Consider the following 24,504-nt stretch of genomic DNA (forward strand, 5'->3'; position numbering starts at 1 on the left):
GGCTGTACGTGGACATTCTTTACCTGTCATGGTGTGGCTTCACGGTGGTAGTTACACGAGTGGATCCGGAAGCTTACCGACCTATGATGGCTATGCACTTGCCCGTCGTAATGTTGTTGTTGTTACTATCAATTACCGTCTCGGATATCTGGGTTTTTTCGCTCATCCAGCCCTTGAAGATGAAGATTGTGTTCATAATTTTGCCTTGCTCGATCAGATTTCAGCATTGCAATGGGTCCGGGAGAATATCTCAGAATTTGGTGGTGACCCGACAAATATTACGTTATTTGGTGGGTCCGCAGGTGCTCGTAGTGTCATGTCATTAATGGCCTCTCCCCTGGCAGCAGGATTGTTCCATAAAGCCATTATCCAGAGTGNCGATCAGATTTCAGCATTGCAATGGGTCCGGGAGAATATCTCAGAATTTGGTGGTGACCCGACAAATATTACGTTATTTGGTGGGTCCGCAGGTGCTCGTAGTGTCATGTCATTAATGGCCTCTCCCCTGGCAGCAGGATTGTTCCATAAAGCCATTATCCAGAGTGGATATACATTGCCTGATACGCCCAGCCAAAAAGCTTTAGAGCATGGCATTGGTTTAGCAGAAAAATTCGGTTTGCCTAATGCAACGGCGGAGCAACTTCGTGCACTCCCTCCTGAGATTTTTAGCTCACTGAATGGCATACCAGGAAATTCTCCCACACCAATTTCTGGCGATTCGGTTCTACCTGTTCCCACTCTTGATGTTTTCCTTGCTGGAAAACACCAACGTATGCCTGTTTTGATTGGTTCTAATAGCGATGAAGCAAGTGTCATGGCTGGTCTGGGTATCGATTTTTCCAGGCTGATTAAAAATATTAGACATGAGAGCCGTTTTGGCTTTGAATTAATCAAGTTATTGTATTCTGGTGTGAAAGGGGACGTTGAGTTGGGGCGTGTGGTTTGTCGTGACATGGCATTTACTACACTTGGATATATTGTCATGAAGGCGCAACAGCAAGTCAATGAACCTTGCTGGCGCTACTGGTTTGATTATGTTACTGAAGCAGAACATGAAATTTATCCCAGAGGGACATCCCATGGAGATGAGTTACCGTATATTTTTGANGCAACAGCAAGTCAATGAACCTTGCTGGCGCTACTGGTTTGATTATGTTACTGAAGCAGAACATGAAATTTATCCCAGAGGGACATCCCATGGAGATGAGTTACCGTATATTTTTGATAATTTACGTAAAACGGTACCACCACTAACGTGTATTAATAAACGTGATTCTTTATTTGCTGGGTATGTTGCTGATTATTGGGTCAACTTTGCTAGAAATGCTTCCCGTTCGTGCAATGTCTTATATGGCCCGGTTAAATGGCCTGCCTGTATTCGTGGTCGTGATAGAGTGTTAAGGATCGGGATTGATAAATATGCGGGTTTTAAAGTCGAGAAACGTTTTATGCATGCTAGATTAGCACTTTTCAAAAAGGTAATGAAAAAGCATGTAAAACTGTCGTAAATTTCAACTTGGTTGTATGAGGGGGNAATGTCTTATATGGCCCGGTTAAATGGCCTGCCTGTATTCGTGGTCGTGATAGAGTGTTAAGGATCGGGATTGATAAATATGCGGGTTTTAAAGTCGAGAAACGTTTTATGCATGCTAGATTAGCACTTTTCAAAAAGGTAATGAAAAAGCATGTAAAACTGTCGTAAATTTCAACTTGGTTGTATGAGGGGGTTATAACTCCTTTACCCCAGGTTTGTGGTATTCTGAAATGGTGCTTATTAGATATCTGTCAGATGAATTTCGGTTTGGATTAAATGTTGTAGGGACAATTCCATGATAATACTTTGGCTAAATCTATCAATGAGCCTATCAAAGGTGAATGTATCTTTCACACACGCGTGGNGGTTTGTGGTATTCTGAAATGGTGCTTATTAGATATCTGTCAGATGAATTTCGGTTTGGATTAAATGTTGTAGGGACAATTCCATGATAATACTTTGGCTAAATCTATCAATGAGCCTATCAAAGGTGAATGTATCTTTCACACACGCGTGGAAAAATAAGATGTGACTGATGGTTATTGTATAGATGGAATGTATACCATGCCTGACCTGCCCCCAGGATTAAATACAAAACTCAGTTAGTAATTTCGGATCCTTCACTCTCAGAATTACCCTTTCTCCAGCTCGCTGCAAATTCAGACGGCGTCTGATAATTCAGCGTGGAGTGCGGGCGACATTCGTTATAATCTTGACGCCATTCGCTGATGGTTTTCCTGGCATGACTGACGTCGCTGAACCAGTGTTCATACAGGCATTCATCGCGAAAGCGTCCGTTAAAACTCTCAATAAATCCGTTCTGTGTCGGCTTGCCGGGCTGGATAAGTCGCAACTCCACTCCATGCTCAAAGGCCCACTGATCGAGCGCGCGGCAGGTAAACTCCGGGCCCTGATCGGTTCTTAGCGTAGCCGGATAGCCGCGAAACAGCGCAATGCTGTCCAGAATACGCGTGACCTGTACGCCTGAAATCCCGAAGGCAACAGTGACCGTCAGGCATTCCTTTGTGAAGTCATCGACGCAGGTAAGGCACTTGATCCTGCGACCGGTAGCCAGCGCATCCATGACGAAATCCATCGACCAGGTCATGTTGGGCACCGCCGGGCGGAGCAGCGGCAGACGTTCTGTTGCAAGCCCTTTACGACGGCGTCTGCGTTTAACGCCCAGCCCGTTAAGATGATAAAGGCGGTACACGCGCTTGTGATTAACCAGAAGCCCTTCACGGCGCAGTAACTGCCATATGCGGCGGTAGCCAAAACGCCTGCGCTCCAGTGCCAGTTCAGTAATGCGCCCTGATAAATGGGCATCAGCCGCCGGACGCTGAGCGTCATAGCGGCAGGTCGACAGGGACAAACCTGTGAGTCTGCAGGCACGACGTTGCGACAGACCGATCGCATCACACATCAACACCACGACTTCGCGCTTCTGGGTAAGCGCCTCATAGAGGACGTCTGTCGGTGTCCCTCCGGTTCAGAGAAAATAATGTCCATCATTTATAATGGACATTATCACTATGAAATACCGGACATTACTCCCCGAGGCGTTGCGCTTACATTTTGATGAACATTTACCCCGNGTAAGCGCCTCATAGAGGACGTCTGTCGGTGTCCCTCCGGTTCAGAGAAAATAATGTCCATCATTTATAATGGACATTATCACTATGAAATACCGGACATTACTCCCCGAGGCGTTGCGCTTACATTTTGATGAACATTTACCCCGACTCGAAGTCGGTCGCCGTCTGGGTATTCCTAAAAGCACTGTCTGTGATTTTTTTGCTCGCTTCGCAAAGCACGAAATAAGCTGGCCGTTGCCTGCTGACATGCTGCCCGAAAAACTCGCATCCCTGCTTTATCCCGGTAAGGGCGCAGCACACCAACCTGAAGCCCCTGAACCCATTTTGCTCGAAGAACCCGCCGTCCGTAAGCGACCACGTCGGCCGAATTTTCCCCGTGAGTTCAAAATCGCGCTGGTTGAAAAAGCGCTGGCTCCGGGCGCCAACGTCGCGCTGCTGGCGCGTGAACACGGCATTAACGACAATTTGCTGTTCAACTGGCGCAACCTGTATAAACGTGGATTACTGCGCCCCCATGCTGATTCTCCCTTGCTTCTGCCAGTCACCCTCACTGAAACAGAGCGAGTGGCCGAACAACCGACACAAGTCACACTGCAGCCTTCCGTCGACAGCCCCTGCTGCGAGCTGGTACTTCCCTTCGGCACCCTGCGAATAAAGGGACAGATGACCCCCGAACTTCTGCGCATGCTGATCGGTGAAATGAAAGCAGGTACGCAATGAGTATGTTGCCGGCGGGGACGCGTATCTGGATAGTGGCTGGCGTGACCGATATGCGCAACGGGTTCAACGGGCTGGCCTCGAAGGTACAGAACTCGCTGAAAGACAATCCGTTCTCCGGTCAGGTCTTCATCTTCCGTGGGCGACGGGGGGACATGATCAAAGTGCTCTGGGCCGATGCTGACGGCCTGTGTCTGTTCATCAAGCGACTTGAGCGTGGGCGCTTCGTCTGGCCTGTGACCCGGGACGGCAAAGTACATCTGACTCCTGCACAGCTTGCCATGCTGCTGGAAGGCATAAACTGGAAGCACCCGCAGCGCATGGAACGGCTTGGTATACGGATATAACCCGTGATAAAACAGGGGAATGAATACCACGCTTCCCGACGACATCGACCAACTGAAGGCCCTGATCCTTGCACAGCAGGCCGTTATCGTGCGTCTGTCCGGTGAGATAACCGGCTATGGCCGTGAGATAGCCACGCTCACTGCGCAGATAGCCAAACTTCAGGGGATGTTGTTCGGGCGGAGCAGCGAGAAAAACCGCGAGAAAATAGAAAAGAAAATCGCGCAGGCAGAAAAACGAATAACTGAGCTTCAGGAAAAGCTCGGTGCCGTACAGTCGCAACTGACCACCATGGCAGGCGATGAGACGGCCAGAGCCCCGGGCCGAAAGGCACTTCCGGCCACACTTCCCCGCGACAGAAAGGTCATCCCGCCACAAGAAACCGAATGCCCGGCCTGTCACGGTAAGCTAACCCACTGGGCGAAAGTGTCTCCGAACAACTCGACATCATCAACACCGCGTTCAGGGTTATCGAAACGGTCCGGCCGAAGCTTGCGTGCAGCCAGTGTGACGGTATCGTGCAGGCACCGCTGCCGCCGAAACCGATCGAGCGCAGCTACGCCAGCCCGGGCCTGCTGGCCCGCATCATCATGGCGAAGTTCGCCGAACATCTGCCGCTGTACCGCCAGGCGGAGATCTATGCCCGACAGGGCGTGGAGCTGAGCCGCAATACGATGGGGCGCTGGGTCGATACCATGGGAGAGTTGTTACGTCCGCTGTATGACGGGCTCAATCACTATGTGCTGATGCCGGGTAAAGTGCACGCAGACGACACGCCGGTGAATGTGCTGGAGCCGGGAAGCGGCAAAACCCGCACCGGGCGTCTGTGGGTGTACGTTCGTGATGATCGTAACGGCGGGTCAGTGATGCCGGCGGCGGTGTGGTTCTCTTACTCGCCGGATCGCAAGGGCATCCACCCGCAGCGACATCTGGCAAAGTACAGCGGCGTGCTGCAGGCGGATGCGTATGCGGGTTACAACGCGCTCTACGAAGACGGGCGGGTAACCGAAGCGGCCTGTATGGCGCACGCCCGGCGCAAAATCCACGATGTTCACGTCCGCCACCCGACGGCCATTACCACGGAGGCGCTAAACCGCATCGGTGAGTTATATGCCATAGAGTCGGAGATCCGCGGGAGCCCGGCAGAAGAGCGGCTGGCGGTCAGAAAAAGCAGAACAGTGCCGCTGATGCAGTCGTTGTATGACTGGATCCAGTTGCAGGTGGCGGCGCTGGGTCGCCGTAACTATATGTTCTTCGGTTCAGACAGTGGCGGTGACAGTGCTGCGGTGATGTACAGCCTGATAGGTAGCTGCAAACTGAACGGCATCGAACCGGAAGCCTGGTTGCGGCACGTCATAGCAGTAATCAATACCTGGCCTGCCAACCGCGTGAAAGAGCTGTTGCCCTGGCGCATCACACTGCCAACTGAATAACGCATCCCTGTCAATACGGCTCTCGCTGTACGCTTACGATACCTTCGCAGGCTACGATCGGTTGTTCAGCGCAGAACGTGAAGGCGGTCCGTTAACCGAAGCGGCCTGCTGGGCCCACGCGCGCCGAAAAATCCACGATGTCTATATAAGCACTCAGACAGCGACGGCAGAGGAAGCCCTGAAACGCATCGGTGAGCTGTACGCAATAGAAGAAGAAATACGTGGCAGGCCGAAAGCAGAAAGGTTGTCAGCCAGACAGGTCCAGGCTAAACCGTTACTCGACTCACTCCATGAGTGGATGTTGGATAAAAGTGCGACTTTGTCGAAAAAATCCCGGTTGGGTGAGGCGTTCGGGTATACGCTGAACCAGTGGGATGTCCTGTGTTATTACTGCGATGACGGGCTGGCAGAACCTGACAATAATGCAGCGGAACGAGCGCTGCGAGCCGTGTGTCTTGGGAAAAAGAATTATATCTTCTTCGGCAGCGATCATGGTGGAGAGCGTGGCGCACTGTTGTACGGCCTGATCGGTACGTGCAAACTCAATGGTATCGACCCGGAGGCTTATCTGCGCCATATCCTGAGGGTGCTGCCGGAGTGGCCGTGTAATAAAGTAGCGGATCTCCTGCCGTGGAATGTGGATCTGACCTCTAAATAACTGTCAATGCGGCGCTGCCTTTACGCTTACATAGCTCTGTTGCAGATTCTGTCAGCAGGAAGGGACAGTAATCTGATCAACCCAGTGTATTTTTACACAATAACAGAATGCGGGTAACGGCCTACTGATCAGCCGTCACCGTCGAGTAGCTACTGATTAGCTGCTTCAGGCGCAGCTCTGTCTGGATTTTTTGCGCGGACGGGATCATCCCTGAGTTTTCCCGAATGCTCATCTGCCGCAGCTGTTCTTCAACGGGCACTGTTTTACTGAATGCCTGGGTAGTAGCAAACACCTGTGATTTCAGCTCGCTGACAGTAATATACTTTCCTTTTTGCCTATCCAGGGTATTGAGCTGTGCCGTCAGATCCTGCAGTTTGAGCATACCCTCATGCCATCCATTCATTGCATCAGTTGACAATGTTGTGACGTTAACCTGTTGCTGCCACTGCTGTGTCAGAGGCTTAGCCTGCTCCGGCCACAACGACTGAACCTGTTCGATAAGTTTTCTGGCGTAAGTGATATTCCAGTCAGGAGGTAATTTATCCAGCCGGGCAAGCTGCTGCTGTGTCTGTGCGATAAGGTCTTGAGGTAACGGAGTCTGCTGACGCAACATCTCCAGTTGTTCAGACGTGAGAGGTGCAGGAAACGGTGCCAGTGAAGCAGCAAGCTGAGTCTGTAGAGGATCTGGACGGTGAAGAAAATGCCAGCTCCACACTGAGACTATGCTTATCACCAGCATGGTACACATCCCGGTGACAAAGGATTTCCAATTTTTAACCGGGACAGGCATTGTCGACAGCACTTCCACATTCGGCTGCGGTTCCGGTTGCGCAACGTAAACCCACTTCACTGCACTCTCTGGCGTATCTTCATCCGGTCCACCAGCAAAGTCTCTCGTGGATGCTGTCGCATCATTCATCACGGTGGCAGGTAATACGATACCAGGCTGAATGCTCGCCCCGGCACTGGTTATACCATCGCTATTTTCCAGCCGGACAGCACAATTGTGCATCAGGGTACGCAACGTATCGAGCTGACTCAGATGCTTAAGCTCCAGACGCTGCAGTACCTCTCCCAGACCTGTAAGCAGTTGCTCCGCCCGGTACAACTGGCTGAGGTCGCTGTAATTCAGCAGGAGCGAGCGCATTCGTTGCTGCAGACGCTGACTCAGACTGCTGAGAATTTCCATGCGCGCATGGACTGGCTGAGGCCACATTGCCCCCCACTGATGGCTTATCAGGGCCTCGAGTATCGTCAGCCCTTCATTGAGCCCGAATAAACCGGCCAGCTGTGCACGCGCAAGCGTATACCAGGCTGCTGTTTGCAATTCCACACCGTTCTGCTCGAACAGTGAGAGACATAGTTTTTCCGCATAACGCCAGTTCACATCCGGGCGAGCCGGATGCGTCAGCTTACTCAGCTCATCGCGCAGGGCGGCATAATCCGGTAGCGAGCGCGGGTCGCCGCCGGTTTTTAACGTTTTACGCATAGTCATCCTGTTGCTCCTGCAAATCCACGCCGGCAAATTTTGTCAGTTGACGACTGATGCTGTTTTCTTTGTAGCAGGTCACCAGCAGCGAACGCGTCGCGCGGGTAAACGCGACATAAAGCGCCGGGATAGCTTCCGACTCATCCTCAGCAGCTTTATGAACAAAAGACGCATTGATGACGGCAACGTAAGGAAATTCAAGACCTTTACTGCTCTGAAAGGTCATGAGGTGTACAACATCGTCGCGATGTGAATAGGCTTTTTTATCCCCGGAGGTAAAGCTAATAGCGGTGGGTATCTTATGCTGCTCCAGCAATACAGTGAGCCTGTCGGCTGAATAACTTGTCGGGCACAGCACAGCAATATCTCCCCAGCGGCCTGCAACCACGTGTTGCGCCTTCAGCCATGCCACAACACGACGGGCCTCCTCCGCTTCAGAATGGCATAATTCAATATCAGGAATATCACCCTCCTCTCCGCAGGCTTCCGGCAGCACCAGAGGGAGCTCCTGATTATGATGACTTTCAAAATAGTCGCGTGAGAAGGCGTAAGCGAAATTGAGAATGCGGCAGGGATTACGGTAGTTAACCCGAAGAACAGACGTGCGTCCCTGGGCCTGGATACCCACACTCGCCAGCGAAAAGTTAAGTGCTCTCTCACGTCGGTACAGTGACTGCGCATCATCGTACATCAGCAATAATGAACGGGAGGCGTTATCAAACAATCGGGCAACTAATGAAAGCCAGCGCTGGTCGAAATCATGTCCCTCGTCAATCAGCACTGCATCATAACCACTGTCGGTCACGGCACCGCTGTTAACCGCATCTTCCAGCGCGGTAAAATAGTTATCAAAGTACAGCCCTTCACCACTCACATTGAGCTTGAATTTTCGGGCAGCACTCGCGCACCAGTCGTGGAAATGATAAACGTGCACTTTACCCGACAGCCCTCTTTCAGCAACACATTCACGGATATATTTCGCCAGAATAATATTGAAACACAGCACTAATACAGGACGCGCTGTCGTTTCTGTAAGATACAGACAGCGGTAGAGTAAAATAAGAGTCTTGCCGGAACCCGCCACCCCATGGATGACGCGGTGCCCTTCCCCGAGATTACGGGCCAGAACTTCCTGCTGCAGGTCCATTACCCTGCAGACCTGATTACTTTTTTTCTTTGACCGAATCGCAATCTCCGGGAACAGGTGCTGGCGTAAAATATCCCTGACAGCCGGAGTGACTTTCGGTCTGAAACGGGTGGTAAACAATCCCGAAATTTTAGAACGAAAAGCAGATAAAGAGACAGACTCAGTAATTTCATCCTGACAAATCGTCAGTGCCCGGGGAAAAATGGATTCCACTGCCCCATCGGCAGAGAGGGAGGTCAGTTGCTGGCGGGTGATACTGGTAAATACAACACCATAAGCCCAGGCAATATTGAGCTTACCTTTGTACAGGCCGGTATTTTGCTGCAGTTTCGGCTCACAGGATAACGATTCGACGGTCGCACAGGCATATTCCCTGACCTGTACCAGCGGATTTTGTTCCTGCTTTTCTCCCTGCGCAGTCATGAGAGTCACAGTCTGCGGGTCAATATGATGAAGGGTGCTCAGCTTCCAGTCTTTGACTTCAAGAAAAATAAGGCCGTTTGCGGGATCAATAATAACAAAGTCAGGATGCCTGTATTGCCGCCCCACCGGGATGTCATACCAGACAAGGCAGTCCTCTGCGAGATGTGATTCAAGGCGCTGGGCTACACGGCGCTCACCGTTCGTCATTCTCCCTGAACATAGCGTCAGGGACGTCATTAATTTCGCCATGCAATGCTATCCACTTATGTGCAGTCCATCAGCGGAGCCCTTCAATAGCTCCGCTGTAAAAATTTCAGAATATGATGTTATGCAGCTTCGCTTTCTGCATATTCGAGACTCTGCAGGTAATGCAGCGCCACCGGGTCAGCAATATATTCAACCTGCCCGTGGTGACGCTCCACCTCATCGATAATTCTGCTGAGCTCGACCCGGAAAAATTCCTTACGCAGGTTAACCCTGTTGATACGGTAGCTTTCCAGATGGTCGTGAAGTGTCTTTTCAAGTGCGGGGGCATCATCGCAGGAAATCATGGCGTGGACGTCAAAATCAAACGGCACGGCTGCCCCGCTCAGTTCTTTCACACGCTCCAAGGCTCCAGCCGTCGGGTCATGCCAATTTTAAATACGTTTTCACCGAAGGAGCCGATATTCGAAATCACATACACATGTCCCTGCTTTGTAAGCTGGGCCATGGATTTGGCGCGCTCATACTGCTGATGAACATCCTGGATTTTCTGCTCCAGCTCCAGACGCTGCCTTTCCAGCTCTTCCCGGTGAGCCCCCTCAGCGGCGAGCAGAGCCTCTTCAAGTAAACGCTGCTGCTCAGCAAGGCGTTGCTCCTCCTCTTCCGCTTCGCGCTGCTGCTGCTCCAGCTCATCCTGACGCTGTTTTTCTTCCCGCATCTGACGCTTGAGCTCAGCCTGATATTCTTTTTCTTCCTGCGCTTTTTCAAGCAGGGCGACCTTATCCAGAAACTGCTGTTTTACGCCTTCCCAGTCGGCGTTATCTTCAAGTTTCAGAAAGGTAATTTTCTCGCTGATGGCCGCGTAAACCACTCTCTCCTTCCTGAGCTGGTCGTACTTGCTTTGCCAGTTATTTACCGTAGTGCCGGAAAGCAGGGTTTTGACTTTGAATTTATACGCGGAGTCCACAATGCGCTGCAGTGCCCGGGAGGCTTTATTTCTGGCATTGTGAAACTCATCCCACTGACCTGCAAGGCGTTGCTTTTCCTGATACAGACCGCGAGCCACTTCAGTACGAACCGTTTCGTCAAAGGCTTTCTCTTTCTGTGCCAAGTCCGACATGGCCTGTTCAAGCTCTGCTGTTTTCTTCCGGAAGCCCCGGTAAATGAAAACCCGTATTATTAATGCAACGGCTATCAGTAAGCCAAAGAACAGACCGATAATTCCGGCCGGATTCGACACAGATTCAATAAATCGCTCATTAATATTGATTAATGCTCTTACCGCGACATAAACACCCCAGGCAATGACGCCAATAATAACCAGAATAATACCCGCAGCATTGTCATCTTTTTTTCTTCTTGCCATGTTTTATTTCTTTCCTTTCTTCTTTTAATCCTGACTATTTAATCTGAATAACGGGCAAAATGTAGTGTTCAACTAAAACTGGCCATCGTTTTAGAGTTTTCCAGTATCGGTTTTCCGATTCGTTTGGTGGTAACCCACCGTTATACTCGTGTGGCCTGAGCGCGCTGTAATACCTAACGATATCACCTCTGTTCAGGTGGCAAAATTCAGTGTGCAACTACAAAGAGCCTTTCCTGTACCCGATTAATACTGGTTTCCTGAGCAAATCGGTAAATGGGTGTATCCGGGTTTGTTGGCCATGTAGAGGGGAGCGCATGTGGGCTGTCGGGGTTGCGTGCTGACCGGTTCGTCGTTTTCTGCAACACGTTGCGGTTCCTGCTTTTTCGCAGTTGTCACTTTTTTCGTCTTAGCTTTACGAGTGGAGGTAGACGGACTTACCGGATTGCTGGTTTCTGAGGAACCATATCCGGAGCAGAATCGCTTCGACTGGCTCAAACTCCCGTCATTACAGACAAAACGTCCATCCGATGTGCAGTGTGCTATACCTCCTTTTGAACCTGAGCAGGGCTGCCTTCCACGCGCAGCATCGGCTTGTGCCGTAAACAGTATCCCTGAGACCAGAAGAAAGATTAATTTTCTCATTTCCATACCCTTGATTTATTTCGTTATTTTGTGGCTCTGTTCTCCGTCAGCCATTAACTGTTTCGCCAGGTAATTATGCAATGGCTGACAGGCAAACAAAAAATTACTCATTCCGGTTCCGCTATGGAAGCAGCGTCAGAATCAAACCAAAAAATGTGCTCTCATCAAAATCCTGCCCGGAGGGGGATAAAGCACCAGGCGGAGTAAAGGTCCAGTGGTTCACCGTGCCTGACCGCATAAATAATCGCCCCAGTGAAGTCGTATACCTCCCATCATGGAAGGTCGCCTCCACGCACCCGGTTACACCCTGACCATAAAGAAATGCCGGCACAAATTTTACAGACCGGTCGTCGATACGCAGAACGAGGGTGGCAATACCAAATACTCTCCCCTCAACCAGCAGGTCCGTAACGGATGTACTGACCGTCTCCACATTCAGTCCGGTACCCACCAGCCACGCGTCCATCTGCTCCTGAAGCTGCGCCATTCGCAGGCGAAACTCTGCAATATCAGTCTGACTCTTACTGACAGATGAAGCCGGAGCAGACTGTCTGGTCTGCAATTTTTCGAGAAACTGTGATTTTACTGACATGCTTTTATCTGGCCTTACAGACGGGTTGTGGTCTCGATATACTGCTGTTGCTTCAGGTGTCTGAGCATCACTCGTCCCTCGGGCATAAACTCGGTGCCGTAACGCACGAGGCCAATCCCCTTAAGCTCAGCATCAATGGCATAACGCAACTCGCCGGGGGCGTTCTGCTCCAGCAGGACGACAGTAACTTTTTTCAGACGTGGCTCATATTTGAGCAGGACAGCAGACAGGGTGCCCATCAGCTCATGTGCGGTGCCGGGCATGCCCTGCAGTATTTTTGTCATATCGGGCAGGCCATAGTCCGGCAGATGCGCCAGCGTGCCGGCGCGACAGTTGAGGATGCGCTGCATGTTATCGAGCACGGACAAAATCACCTGATTTTGCTCGCTGACCCGGTGGAGATCGAGGCCTCCGGTAAAGTTACCGGTGAGCATTTCATACAATGAAGGTGTGTTGTGTCCCTGGGGCATCAGTTGTCCTTGAGAGGTTGCAGCGTCAGATGATTGTTACCGGCTTCCAGAATGCGCGGCTTATCCGGGTCAAGTTCTTCACGCCCCATCACCCGCTTCCAGGTGTTGTTGACCATGTCCGGGTGACGGAACAGCCCCACCACCGCCACAAACTGTGCATCGGCCTCCATCGGCATATTCAGGTTCGTATCACCGCCAGGCTTAACCACCACATCACGACTCGCCAGCAGGTCAGGTTTCAGAATGGTCTCCCCGTCTTTCAGCAACTGCTGGTAGACCGTTTTGTCGAAGGTTTTGCGGTCTTTCAACTGGTAGATACGGACCACCACCGACTCAGACAGCGAGTTACTCTCGCGGGAATCGGTGTTCAGCGCTTCACGGGCGGTGAAATCGAGGTGCAACACCTTAATCTTTTTGTAGAACACGGCGTTAAATGCTGATTTGCTGCCATCGGTGATGCCCTGCGTCACCCCGCAGCCTGCCAGGCTGAATGCCAGCAGGGGTAACAGCCAGCGCGATTTTTTAGTTAAACTTGTACGTAACACGTCGGTTTCCTTGTTGTGGTGTTGCGGGCTGCAGTCCGGTGTAATAGCCCAGTTCGGTCGTATAGGTCTTCGGGATATCGTCCGGGAGAACTTCGTCTTCCGCGCCCAGCACGCCATTCATCCCCAGCCAGAATGGGCCTTCGCCAAGGGGCGGCGCGGCCAGCAGCCGGGTGCGGGTGGTCAGGGTGATTTTTGCCTTAAAGCGCCAGCCCAGATAGACACGCAGCATCACGAGAAAGTCCTGATACAGCAGACCATCAGGTTTCCAGCCCTGTGATTCCTGTTCGTTATCGGTGGACAGGGCAATCAGCAACTGACTGTTAGCATCCATAGCTTCTTCACCCAGCGGCGTGTTGCCATCCAGAAGAAAATCGTCATCACCATAAAAGCCCAGCGGCTGACTGACCTCCACCGGCCGCAGGCAGTACGGGCTAACCTGTACGGTGGTATCCGGTGCCAGCAGGCTCACCAGCGCCTGCATCCCCTCCTGGGTTTTACCTGGCTGCTGCAGTACGCCAAGCAGCGACAGAAAGCGCGATACCGGCGTGGCGATGTGCTCTGCGGTGCCCGGAATGCCCAGCCCCACTAGGCCCAGCAGCGACTGTGAAATGCTGTCGGTGCCGCCGGGCTCAAAGGTGGCCGGGTACGAGTATTTTCGCCAGATGCGGTAAAACTGCGTCAGGATGCGGTGGCTGAAGATATCCAGAAAGCCCTGCAGCGCCTCGTGTCCTTCGCGACGCTGGGTGATGTCATTGAGGTATGCCGTTGGTAAGGGGGAATCGACGCCGTACATCCCCATAAAGGTCGTGCGGATGAGCGGTGGCCTGCTTTCATCATCCTCGTCATATTCGACAGCCTTCAGCTCGCTCGCCGGGAAACCCATCCCCGGATGCGGCGCAAACCGCACCGGGTCATCTGCCGGATGGCTGGTCGAGCCCATCAGTGGCCTGCCCGGATTACGTTTCTCCAGCAGCTGGCATAAACGATAAAAGTTAATGCGGTGAAGGTCAGACTCCAGCCGCGGGGTCAGCCGGGAATGCGGCGGTTGTGCTTCTCTTCCCATTCCAGGCGCTCTCCGGTCGGTTGCAGAATAATAATCAGGCGGTTAAACAGGTAGATGTCGGTGTACAGCGCGAAGAAGCGGCTCAGCATCTCGCCGAACAGACAGATATCACCGCGCCCGGCAAAGCCGTGACTGTCCAGAGTGACCTCAATCTGCACACCGCGCACCAGATAGCCCTGCTCAAACCGCTCGGTTTCGCTGTGCTTCACGTCAATGATGGCTTCCAGTCGGCGGCGGTTCATCTCGCTGTCGGTCCATTCGTATAGCGCCAGGGTACCGCGCAGCACATCGGCATTATCCATCATCGACAGGAATCCGCTGCCGAGGTGACTCAGCACGCGCCAGTGAAAACGATCCTGCGCCGGCGGATAACAGGGCAGTGTCGGCGCACACAGGTTACGCACGCCGATACTGGCCGAGGTGGTTTTCATCACCGTATCCAGCACCGTGCTCTGCAGTGCTCGTCGTGGCAGTTGGCCGTTGGTGCCGGTAAGCGTCAGCGACAGGCTTTCGTCTTCCGGTACGGTATGGTTATCAAAGGCCTCACCGCCAAGGATAAGCCAGGTGTTATGCAGGCCCGATGGGCCACGGCGCACGCGGGTGTGGTAGTAATATTCCGGCGCTTCATGACGCATCATTCCGCCTTTGTGGCGGAAGCTCGAAAACGGCACGTAGGTATGCTGGCTCGATGACATCACCGAATCCACCGCGTAAATCTCGGTATGGCCATCCTGCACGCGCATCGGGCGCAGCATGTATTCTGTCTGCAGGGAGTTGAGCGTCAGCGGGTCGGATTCCAGCGGGAACAGGTTAATCACCGGCACACAGTTCAGGCGCAGATGCTTTTCGGTAAAGCTGAAATCATGCTCCCAGCGCTCCGCCAGTACCACGTCAATTTCAAACCAGGGGAGCTCAGCCGGAAAGACCACGGTCTCCAGCCCACGCAGCCCTGTGAACATGAATTTTTCACGGAAGGTGAAGTACTCCAGCAGCAGTTGATAGCCGCTAAAGCTGCTGCTTCCCTTCGGCCACAGGTCATCGTCGTCGCCGAAACCCAGCGCGGTGAAATACCCGTCGAGCGGTCTTCTGTCCATGTCTCCCGGCATCCGCAACCATAGGCGGGCCGTGTTCATGGTAAAGGCCTCATGCATGGCGCAGGCCAGCGGTGCATCAGCGTTGAAGTAGAACGGGAGCTGGCTGAGATCGACACGGCTCCAGTCGGCGAGATGACTGCAGTTAAAGCGCAGCGTGATGACCGAACGGCCATCTGGATCGGTCGCCAGTTGGGCACTCTCAAGCGACAATGGCTGAAGGGTAATCTCTTTGGTGGTGGTGTACCGGCAACGCGTGCCTTTCTCACCGATCGGCCGCGAGTTCACCTCAAAGCCTTTGACGATGCGCATCTGCTCTTTCATCTCACGCCAGTCAGGGGTGAATTCCACCACCGACATGGACGGAATGGTACGCAGGTAATGCGGCCACAGCAGGCTGACCAGCCCTTCGGTCAGTTCAGGCAGGTCGTCATCGAGCTTTTCGCGCAGCCGGCCCATCAGGAAGGCAAAGCCCTCGAACAGCCGCTCCACGTAAGGGTCGCGCGCCCCTGCTTTATCGAGATTGAGCATTGCCGCCTGCTCGGGGTGAGCACGCGCAAACTCTTCACCGGCTTCCAGCAGATATCGCATTTCAGCGTCATAATAACGCAGGGTTAAATCATCCATATTTATTTCTGCTCAATAATTGCTGAATGAATAGTATTATCTGAATAAAATTGTGCTGATGATGTTCCTGAGGAAAGGAACATCTTATTAATTACCACGCTGCCCACATACCGATGGTGGTAGTACATACTCAGTGGCCATCCCCGGCATCCATCAGGACGGCCGGTGCATTTCACATAGCCTTTACTCTCAAGAGTCGAAGTGTACGCAAACGAAAAGATGACAGAACTGACGATAAAAACACCTACCAGACCAATAAATACTCTGCTTGTTTTTTTACATTTAATAACCGCCTGTTCCTCGCCGTACCGCATAGCCAAATACCAATATATACATGGAAATATCAGAATAATCGGAATCATTAGCAAAGCGGAAACTGTTGGTGAAAATACAATGTCACTTCCAAACCCAAATAACTCACTATATGCATCAATTGCGAACCACAAAGAGCCTATTGAGGAAACACACCAAATAATAAGGTTACCAAAAAATCTATGTTTAGGACTCATAAATCAATCACCTGCGATGTTAGGTCGTCAATGTATGACGCAGATAGACGGATCTTTAACATAGCGGGTTGCAGTTCCTGCCATCCAGCCCGAAGGAACACCATTACAACGGAGATATCCCTTGTTGAGCAATTCTTTGGGGTACAAACAGGAAAATAACACTCCTAATACTACGATAGCAATGCAACTCCACTTCAAATAAGAAACATAATTATCCATTGTTTTGAAAGCAAAATCCTTCCCCTTAACAATCATCAGAATAAAATAAATAAGTGGAAAAATCATCACAACAGGCAAGGCAATTAATGCAATGCTTAACCATGAGAAAACAATGCTATCTTCGAAAGAGAAGTATGACTGAAATATACTATTTCCAAGATAAATACTCAGCACGCATAAGCCGAGGATTATTACTATAGCAAGAAAAGGTCGGATTTTTTCTTCAAACATCAGTACAATCTCCGTTGAATACTCGTCAGATTATCCCGAATATAATTTCGAACCTCCTCAATAATCACATTCTTTCCTCTAATTAACATTTGCTCAGCAAACATTGCCCCAAGATCCAGTAATCCCTGTTCAGCCTCTCTGGCTTTGTTTGCAAATTCTTGTTGTGCTGACTCTATATAGGCTACAACCTTGTCAGTCGCACCAAATTTTTCATCAAGAACATTTAAGGTAATGGCAGCAACACCACCAACGACGACAACTATTGCTAAGTTTGCAACGATCCATGGAGTTACCAGAACCAGTCCCCCCCCCCAAACGACAGCAGATGCTATACCAATTTTAACTGCATCTGTTGCCAGACTACCAATAAATTCAGCGAAGGAGGTTTCATCATTCATAATGTAATCGATAGTGCGATATGCTGCAGCCACATAAAAAGTTAATCTTGCACCTTCTATGATCGATTTCGCCAGACCATACTTGCCTATGCCTATATCTACAACCTTAGGGTTCTTTGCAGAAAAAACTGGCGCATTTAATATTTTCCTAACCCCTGGGTAGCCACTGATTTTAATCAATTCTGTGCCTTTATGATTCACATATACCGTGGCCTTTATCCCAAAACTACCTAACTGCCCCACCAACATGGATGTTGTGACGACATCCTTTATATTTGTACCATAGTTAACAATTATTTGACCTGGTGTGCTTTCAGTTATCGCAATCCAACCGTATTTCCACGCCCCCCAGGATGACAATATCTCAAACACTTCGGGTAAAGTTAGTAACATGATGTCTTGGTTATTTTTCTTAAACATCATTCTTAACTTTTCATCAGGTAAATCATGTGTGTTTTTTAACACAGGGTAATCAGATACGAATCCCGTTGGCTTTTGCTCACCGGTCAGATAACCAGGCAACTCAGGAGAAGTCTGCGCCGGGGCCGCTGTAAAGCCTGCTGCCGATTCCCCAGCGGAAGCTCCACTGCTCTTCTCGTATGTATCATCCATCATTGATGGAATAAACCTCGCCTTGCAGGGGCAAGTACTATAGCTGTCGAGGGTTCCGGCCATTCGCCGGTCATGAATAGTATCGTTGTCGATGCCGCCGGCTATCTTGAATAGTCCGGCATGCTTCCCGCAGGTCACACTGTCCTGCTCCCGCGCTACAGGTTTATCAAACAGAGTGTGATCCTCTGCGCCCGTGGTGATTTTCCCGCCGCAGGTCGTCTTGTCGCCCTGCACCAGGTAAAAGCCTTCTGCTGCCATATTTTTCCCTTTAGCTGAATTCTGTCCGGGTTATCCGCAAAGCACTGCACTGCTGGCCGGATCGAGCGCAATCAGACCGGACAGAAGCAAATCCATCTCGGGCTGAAGCCGTGATTTATCAGTTTCACTTCGTGTGGCTTTCATACGCAGCAGTCTGAGGCGACGTGATTTCACTTCAAACAACAGCGCAGGAGTCCACTGTGTGAGGGTGATTGACTGTGCTGCACCATCGAGCTCACCCAGCAAATGCAGCGCCAGTTCATTCTTACCTTTCTGCTCGGCCACACGGGCCATCAGCAAACGCAGCAGCCATTTGTCTTTCGTGGAATCCGCACCCGGGCGCGTCTGGAGCCAGTGGAGTGTGGCGTCCAGACCGTCAGTGTCCGCTTTCTCCAGGGCTTCCGGCTCAAGGGCCAGGATATCATTATCCGCCTCACTGACAGCACTGACCGGCTCATCCCGCCAGCCGGACATATCGTCCAGCACGCTCTGGTTTATCCAGTTTAGCGTGACCTCATCGGCAAACGGCGTACCGTCATTAAAGGCCAGGGTTTCAAGCCCGGTAAGGCGGCGCAGCAACCCTTTCAGGTCGGCGGCGATGATATCAGCCAGTACATCCTGTCCCGATTTCATCAGGGCCTGGTGGATATACCACTGCAAATCCAGCCAGAGGTGATTGGCGCCACGCGAGAAGGTGCTGTCCGCCTGCTCCAGTATCTCCAGCCAGCTCTGCTGCAGGTACAGGCGTTTGAGCATGGCCCGCTGATCAGCGCGCGGCGGTTCGATGCGCGTTTTCCCTTCGGCATCCGGGGCCGGAATAGCGCTCAGCGTGTCATGACGCAGGCTTTTCATCAGCCGGTGGGCGGCAAGCCAGCCATCGGGTTGATCACGCAAATATCCTGTCAGTGTACGGGCCTGAGCCAGCAAATCCTGACCGGAGATAATGCGACTCAGAACTGGCGCGTCAGGCTCCGTCGTGTGCGTGGAGGTCTGAGACTGTGCCTTGTTACCGGCGTTCTGTGGCACCACAGCATCCACACCACCGGCTTTCATCAGGCGAGATTCCAGCGCACTGTACAAGGTATTCAGTTCTGGCCGTGACGCTTCCGGCTCTGACTCCAGACTATCGCGAATAAGCAGCAGCGCACCGGCAGTGCGCAGGGCATCATCGCGTACCACTTCAGGCCAGAGTGACAGGCTGTCCAGCACACGGGAGCCTGCGAGCCACTCCAGCGCCGGTTTACGGCTCCGCTCGCGCTGAGGATGAAGCTGCATTTCATAGCGCTGTAGCAATCCCGCCAGCAGTTCAAGCCCTTCTGCAAATCCGGTTTCCCCGTCCTGATGCAGACGTGCCCAGCAGTAATAGGTGGCAATCCGGATATCTTTGGCTGTGCTGGTCAGCAGTTTTTCGGTAAGCGTGCAAATCAGCCCGGTATCGATACCGGAAAGCTTATTGACCTCCTCCCGGATACGCTGAAAATCATCGTCATATCCCGGGTCTTCTCCGGTCGGACTGGCGCCATTTATCGGCTCAAGCCAGGCCTGCCAGTTTTCCATGCGCGTCTGCGCCTGTTGTCGCAGCTGCGTGTCGTCAGCCTGACAGGCTACGACCAGATTCTGCAGTGTGCTCATTATTCGACTCCATCAATGTCACTGTTTCCGGCACTGGCCATCAGCGCCTGAGCCGTAGCTGCGCTGTCGACACTGAATATCTGCTCCGGCAGCGTGAATCCGCGCAGATCGAGCAGTGCCAACGGACCTTTTCCGAGTTGTGATCGCAATACCCACTGCAGGGTTCGACCGTCCGGAGCGGTGAAGCTCATCATCCATTGGCTGCGGTCAAGTTGCTGGCGCTTACCCTGGTCCAGCCAGCGAATAAAGCCCCAGGTTCCGCTGTAATCTCCGAACAAGCGTGCGCCAGCGTTGACCGTAGTCCAGGTCAGCATCGTCCCCGGCTTGTAAGTCTCTCCCGGCCAGCGGAAGCTCTGCCAGTCGGCCATCTGATTGAAGTAATGCAACGGCTGGCCATCAATGGTCAGTTGGGTTTCGACCACCTGCGGCACAGGACGCGCCTGCAGCTCAAAGCTGACGCCCTGGCTTCCGTCGGTGAACAGAATGTCTGACAGCTGGCTCAGTTGATTAATCGCCCGCAGGAAAGCCGGGTTAAAACTCAGCCCCTGGCTGTTGACCTTATCCGGTACCCACTGGCTGCCCTCTTTGTGCAGTACCCCGCTGAGCTCTGTGGTCAGGAAGCGCTCAATACGTCCGCTGTCCTTGCGCAAAAACTCAGCCAGCATTGGCAGGGAGGCATCACTTTTACTCGCCGCAAACGGGAAACGCCCGTCAAAGGCGGTGTGCCAGTTCGCCACTACCGAACGGCTCCATTTGTCATTCAGACTCGCTGCCGATGGCTGAAGCACGGTCTCCCAGGCCTGGGTCAGTGGCTGCACAAACATCGTGCTGCCAAAACCGCTCCACTCTTCACCAAGGCTTGCCGAAATCAGACTGCCGTACTGCTGGGTGTCGGTCAGATCCACGCTTTTGCCCTGGAATACGGTCTGCGCCAGAGTCTGCATCATTTCCTGCGGATCAGAGGCGCTGGCCACCTGTTGCAGACGCAGACGCACGCGGGTGATGCGGGTCAGATACGTCTGCAGGCTCAGTGAATTGTCAGCCGACATGACGTTGCTGCCTTTGTTTTTCCCCATCAGCGTCAGCAGTGGGCCAAAGGTTTCATCGAGCGGCCCCTGCGGCCCTGACGCAGACTGGTCAATCGCAGGTTTGTCTTTCCCGCCTACGAGATCTTTAGCCGATTTGATGATGGAGTCCGAAAGGCCTTCGCTTTGCTGACCGGTCTGCCCCTGCCAGGCGATGGTATTCATCAGGGCAATCAGTGGCGACTGACGGACATCACTCATCAGCGTCAGCTGGTCAGTCACGTCAGCAATGTTGTTTGCCGGATTCCAGTGCAGGCTGTTGAGGAAGTTCAGCCAGCTGCCGGCAAAGTCGGTGAAGTAACGTTGCGTCAGACGTGCTTTCAGGGCTTCCGGCGACAGGTCTGAGGAAACCGCTTTCCGGCTGTCGCTCAACACCCAGTCAATTTCATCCCGGCGGGAATTTGCGGCCTTTTCGATAGCCTGCTGAATGCCCCCTTCCCACGCCTGGCGGGTAAACATGCCCGGCACCACTTCCTCGGTGGTGAACAGTCGCCGCGCATCGGTACCGCTGGTCACATCTTCCAGAGAAACATCGGCGAAGTTACGACGCACGGATTTGAGCATGTTCTCATACAGAGTGCTTTCAGCGTTACGCCGCCCGATTTGCTGCAACAACACCTGACGGCTCTGGCTCACCAGCTGCGCATCCGGCGTGATTTTCCACTGTGGCTGTTTTGGCAGTTCGGAAATGTAGAAGGCCCACAAATCCGGTGACAGGCTTTGCCACAGGCCGGTTGAAATGCCCATCCGCGTCGGCTGCACGGCTTTCATGGTCTGAGCGTAATACGCGCCATCGGCTTTATCCGGACGGGCCATCATCAGCCAGGCCTTCAGCTGGTCATAGCCCGGTTTCGCCAGCTGTGCCCGCTGGTCGCTGCCGGGAGCGGAGCCAGCCAGCACGCTGAGCTTCTGCGTCAGGGCGGCATTTGCCGGGTCGCGGATCAGGCGGTTGTTCGCCACGCCGTACCAGGGCAGCATCGCGTCGAGCAGCTGCTGATTATGGTCCAGACCGAAGCGCTGATACCATGGCGCGCCTTCCTGAATACGGTGCTGCAGCCGGCCGGCGTCATTACGCAGGGTATGCAGAGCCGTCAGCTGATAATCCGATACGGAGGGATGCTCCACCAGAGCATGCGCCTGCTGCGCCACAGAGACAATCTGCAGGCGGTTGACCGCAAACGACAGCAGCGTCCCCGCCCCCCAGACACCGATAATGGCCATCAGCGTCCAGGCCAGCGTCTGTTCCCACGCCATACCGACACGGCGGCCACGCACGCGGGTACAGTCATCCACAATGCCCTGCCAGGTTACCGGCAGGGTCAGCGCATGGCGTTGTGATTCCGGGATATATTTCTCAGCGTCGGCAGGTGCAGCACTGGCTGTTTCTCCTGCGGTAGCGGCGGGTTTATTCTCCGGCAGGCTGAACATCAGGCCTCGCAGCGGAACGCGCTGCTGAGAGGCAGCCAGCCATGGCACCAGTTGCTGAGCCCAGCGGCCGATGTCGCCCTCTTTAAGGTGCTGGCCCAGGCGCAGCAGGAAGTCGTGGCCATTGTTCTCAGCGACCTGACTCACGCCCTGCGTTCGCAGGGTCGGCAGCATCAGCTCAAGCTGGCGGGTAATATCGTCGGGCTTAGCACGCAGTGGGAAACTGGCCCCGACCGGCTGCTCAATACGTTTTGCCTGCGACCAGGTGCTGTCGCACAGCTGCCACAGCCAGACCGGGGCGGAATAACGGAGCAGTTCGCTGATTTTTTCCAGTCCGCGTAAATCGTTGTCGCTGATTTGTGGGGTCAGATTAAGCGACTGCGGCATGACGCGGACAATACCGTCCAGTGGACGCCCGCGACGCAGTTTACGCAGCGCGGCGTATTTTTCCTTATCGGGCTCAGCAGTCAGACTGCCGCCGTAAATCAGAACGGTACGGTTACCTTCAAGCCACTGGTTTTCCTGCAGGCCAGGTACCAGTAGTTCGATTGCCGCCTCATCGCCAGTGATTAACAGCAGACGGGTTTTACGACGCCAGTAAAGGCCAATACGGGAGCGGAGATGTCCCCGGATCTTGTTACACATGACCACCGCTGGGTGAACAGGCGCTTTATCATTTTCCCGCTTCTTTTTCTCATCATCACCGTTGGTGTTGTCGACAAGCTTATTAAACTCCTGTTTGCCGGCATTGCGTACCGCCGCCAGAAGCACTACGGAAACGATAAGGGCGCAGCCTGAAATACATCCGCCGGCAATAAGCCAGTAAATTTGCTGCTGACTTCCGTCTTCAATCCCGGCTATATCCGGATGCTTCCAGACCATGAAAGACATAACGGCTAACAGCAAAAAGAAAATCAATGCGACAGCAAGATAGCGGCCTTCCGTAGTCTTGGGTGCTAAAGGTAGCTTCACGGATCCATCTCCTGTCGGGAAGCAATTGGGGTAATGAGCGTGCTCCACAGCACATTCTGTGTGGTATCACCGCAGATAATCATCTGTGGTAACTGAGTTTGTCGGGCGATTTCGGTGGCGGCAGCGATAGCCAGCCAGGGGGCCGCGGCACCGGCATGTCCCATAGATGTATCGAGCGAAATGACGGCTTCGTCCTCTACAGACTGCGCAGGGTGCACATTCTGGCACTCAATAACTTCTGCACGCTGCTCACCTGTCAGCCCGGCAAGCCATAAATTTTTGACGATATTTTCTTTGAGCGGGACGTTATAGGCAGCCATGTTCATCCCCTCCCTAAGCTCACCGGTTGGAGCAGCATCTGGCCGATGGAGCAACGCGAGAGGTTCGAGTGCCTCCTGGGTCAGGCGGTTGCCAAGAAGCAGAGTAACGGCTGCTTCAGCAGTATTGTTTGAAACAACCGGATCAATCTGGAGGCCAACAATCAACAACATCGCATCATCTTTGATGCGGTGATCCAGCCAGTGGTTGACTACCCCCGGCCCATTGCTGTCTGTGTATTCAAGCGCGCAGGTTATGCCACTCTCCTGCCAGGCTTCCTGCCAGATATTTCTGACAGCAGGGAATGGCAGAGATGACGAGACATCAAGGATGACAACAAGCGAAGCGTTCTCAGGAAACTGGCGAACTGGAAGATCGGCAATCAGCTCTGAAAACAGACGTGAGATAACTAATCCAGGAGTATCTTCTGGTTCTGCCGTAATACGGCTCAGCCTCCTGCTTTTTTCGCCTTTCCAGTCCGACTGCGAAATGATAATGCTGTGATTATTGAGCATATCATCAGCAACAGAAAGCTGTTCGTCTTCCTGATGGGCTGTAATAAATGTCGTATTCAAAACCTGAAGTGCACGACGAGCCCTACGGGTCTCACTTAGGATCCATTGCTCCCGACGCCGGTCAAAACCATTCGCTTTACTGTCCTGTAATGACCAGGCCCACATGCGAATTGTGAAACACACAATCCACACAACTAATGGTGTGCCAATGGCCAACATCCAAAAGTGACTGTTATCGATGTATCGTCCGAATATCCGCATAAAGATCACGCTGATGACCAGCATCGCCACCAATACGGCAAGCCAACGGGATATTTTAGGTGGAACTTGCCGGGGATAACATTTCGGAAGGTCTTTCAGGGAATACGACATTCACACGCTCATGCTTT

The 24,504-nt window shown here is 52.7% G+C and carries 16 protein-coding genes and 6 pseudogenes; 6 read left to right on the forward strand and 16 right to left on the reverse strand.

Translation table 11 applies throughout. The features are described 5' to 3' along the window. Positions 1-262: pseudogene (locus B9P82_RS29510) on the forward strand (carboxylesterase family protein); the annotation flags it as partial. A gap of 117 nt (positions 263-379) precedes the next feature. After that, positions 380-1,508, forward strand: a pseudogene (locus B9P82_RS29515) (carboxylesterase family protein); the annotation flags it as partial. A gap of 624 nt (positions 1,509-2,132) precedes the next feature. Here B9P82_RS29515 and B9P82_RS24165 read toward each other — a convergent pair. Continuing rightward, positions 2,133-2,981 (reverse strand): annotated as a pseudogene (locus B9P82_RS24165) (IS3 family transposase); the annotation flags it as partial. Positions 2,982-3,213: 232 nt separating this feature from the next. On the opposite strand from B9P82_RS24165, the gene tnpA reads away from it, so the two are divergent. From tnpA to B9P82_RS24185, 4 genes and pseudogenes are all read left to right on the forward strand, one after another. Next, positions 3,214-3,849: an IS66-like element accessory protein TnpA gene (tnpA, locus tag B9P82_RS24170; protein WP_101701128.1), complete on the forward strand. Its 636-nt coding sequence runs from the start codon at positions 3,214-3,216 to the stop codon at positions 3,847-3,849. Beyond that, complete coding sequence (gene tnpB, locus B9P82_RS24175) at positions 3,846-4,193, forward strand: IS66 family insertion sequence element accessory protein TnpB (RefSeq protein ID WP_101701082.1); 348 nt, start codon at positions 3,846-3,848, stop codon at positions 4,191-4,193. The genes tnpA and tnpB overlap by 4 nt, the downstream gene beginning before the upstream one ends. 19 nt (positions 4,194-4,212) lie before the next feature. Continuing rightward, positions 4,213-5,624 (forward strand): annotated as a pseudogene (locus tag B9P82_RS24180) (IS66 family transposase). A 37-nt stretch (positions 5,625-5,661) separates the two neighbouring features. Further along, positions 5,662-6,282, forward strand: a pseudogene (locus B9P82_RS24185) (IS66 family transposase); the annotation flags it as partial. 121 nt (positions 6,283-6,403) lie between these two features. Here the strand turns inward: B9P82_RS24185 and B9P82_RS24190 are convergent. The 15 genes and pseudogenes from B9P82_RS24190 to B9P82_RS24265 all read right to left on the reverse strand — a co-directional run bounded on the left by B9P82_RS24190 (position 6,404) and on the right by B9P82_RS24265 (position 24,487). Further along, positions 6,404-7,777, reverse strand: coding sequence for a VasL domain-containing protein (locus B9P82_RS24190; RefSeq protein WP_101701083.1), 1,374 nt, complete (start codon positions 7,775-7,777; stop codon positions 6,404-6,406). Beyond that, a complete protein-coding gene (locus B9P82_RS24195; RefSeq protein WP_371412090.1) occupies positions 7,764-9,590 on the reverse strand; it encodes a 3'-5' exonuclease in 1,827 nt (608 codons plus the stop codon). Before B9P82_RS24195 ends, B9P82_RS24190 begins: the two co-directional genes overlap by 14 nt. Before the next feature lie 77 nt (positions 9,591-9,667). Further along, positions 9,668-10,911 (reverse strand): annotated as a pseudogene (locus B9P82_RS24200) (GIY-YIG nuclease family protein). A gap of 243 nt (positions 10,912-11,154) precedes the next feature. Continuing rightward, on the reverse strand, positions 11,155-11,553 hold the full coding sequence (locus tag B9P82_RS29520) for a YdcA family protein (RefSeq protein WP_101701086.1): 399 nt from the start codon (positions 11,551-11,553) through the stop codon (positions 11,155-11,157). A gap of 121 nt (positions 11,554-11,674) precedes the next feature. Next, positions 11,675-12,145: a hypothetical protein gene (locus tag B9P82_RS24215; RefSeq protein WP_101701087.1), complete on the reverse strand. Its 471-nt coding sequence runs from the start codon at positions 12,143-12,145 to the stop codon at positions 11,675-11,677. A gap of 14 nt (positions 12,146-12,159) precedes the next feature. Beyond that, positions 12,160-12,615, reverse strand: a complete 456-nt coding sequence (gene tssE, locus B9P82_RS24220) for a type VI secretion system baseplate subunit TssE (protein WP_101701088.1) — start codon at positions 12,613-12,615, stop codon at positions 12,160-12,162. Continuing rightward, positions 12,615-13,160 (reverse strand): type VI secretion system lipoprotein TssJ, encoded by a 546-nt coding sequence (gene tssJ / locus B9P82_RS24225; RefSeq protein ID WP_101701089.1) that lies wholly within the window; start codon positions 13,158-13,160, stop codon positions 12,615-12,617. Before tssJ ends, tssE begins: the two co-directional genes overlap by 1 nt. Continuing rightward, positions 13,138-14,223 carry a type VI secretion system baseplate subunit TssG gene (tssG, locus tag B9P82_RS24230; protein WP_101701090.1) on the reverse strand — a complete coding sequence of 362 codons (1,086 nt, stop codon included), beginning with the start codon at positions 14,221-14,223 and terminating at the stop codon, positions 13,138-13,140. The genes tssJ and tssG overlap by 23 nt, the downstream gene beginning before the upstream one ends. Continuing rightward, positions 14,187-15,941: a type VI secretion system baseplate subunit TssF gene (gene tssF, locus B9P82_RS24235; RefSeq protein WP_101701091.1), complete on the reverse strand. Its 1,755-nt coding sequence runs from the start codon at positions 15,939-15,941 to the stop codon at positions 14,187-14,189. The genes tssG and tssF overlap by 37 nt, the downstream gene beginning before the upstream one ends. 2 nt (positions 15,942-15,943) lie before the next feature. After that, a complete protein-coding gene (locus tag B9P82_RS24240) occupies positions 15,944-16,450 on the reverse strand; it encodes a hypothetical protein (RefSeq protein WP_101701092.1) in 507 nt (168 codons plus the stop codon). 27 nt (positions 16,451-16,477) lie between these two features. Next, entirely contained in the window at positions 16,478-16,900 is a 423-nt protein-coding gene (locus tag B9P82_RS24245; protein WP_101701093.1) for a DUF1240 domain-containing protein, read from the reverse strand. After that, a complete protein-coding gene (locus B9P82_RS24250; RefSeq protein ID WP_101701094.1) occupies positions 16,900-18,168 on the reverse strand; it encodes a PAAR domain-containing protein in 1,269 nt (422 codons plus the stop codon). Before B9P82_RS24250 ends, B9P82_RS24245 begins: the two co-directional genes overlap by 1 nt. A gap of 30 nt (positions 18,169-18,198) precedes the next feature. Next, a complete protein-coding gene (gene tssA / locus B9P82_RS24255) occupies positions 18,199-19,800 on the reverse strand; it encodes a type VI secretion system protein TssA (protein WP_101701095.1) in 1,602 nt (533 codons plus the stop codon). Further along, positions 19,800-23,282, reverse strand: a complete 3,483-nt coding sequence (locus B9P82_RS24260) for an ImcF-related family protein (RefSeq protein WP_101701096.1) — start codon at positions 23,280-23,282, stop codon at positions 19,800-19,802. Before B9P82_RS24260 ends, tssA begins: the two co-directional genes overlap by 1 nt. Further along, entirely contained in the window at positions 23,279-24,487 is a 1,209-nt protein-coding gene (locus tag B9P82_RS24265) for a hypothetical protein (protein WP_101701097.1), read from the reverse strand. The genes B9P82_RS24260 and B9P82_RS24265 overlap by 4 nt, the downstream gene beginning before the upstream one ends. Positions 24,488-24,504: the final 17 nt, after the last annotated feature.

The sequence above is a fragment of the Citrobacter sp. L55 genome (genome assembly GCF_002850715.1).
Taxonomy (GTDB): domain Bacteria; phylum Pseudomonadota; class Gammaproteobacteria; order Enterobacterales; family Enterobacteriaceae; genus Citrobacter; species Citrobacter braakii.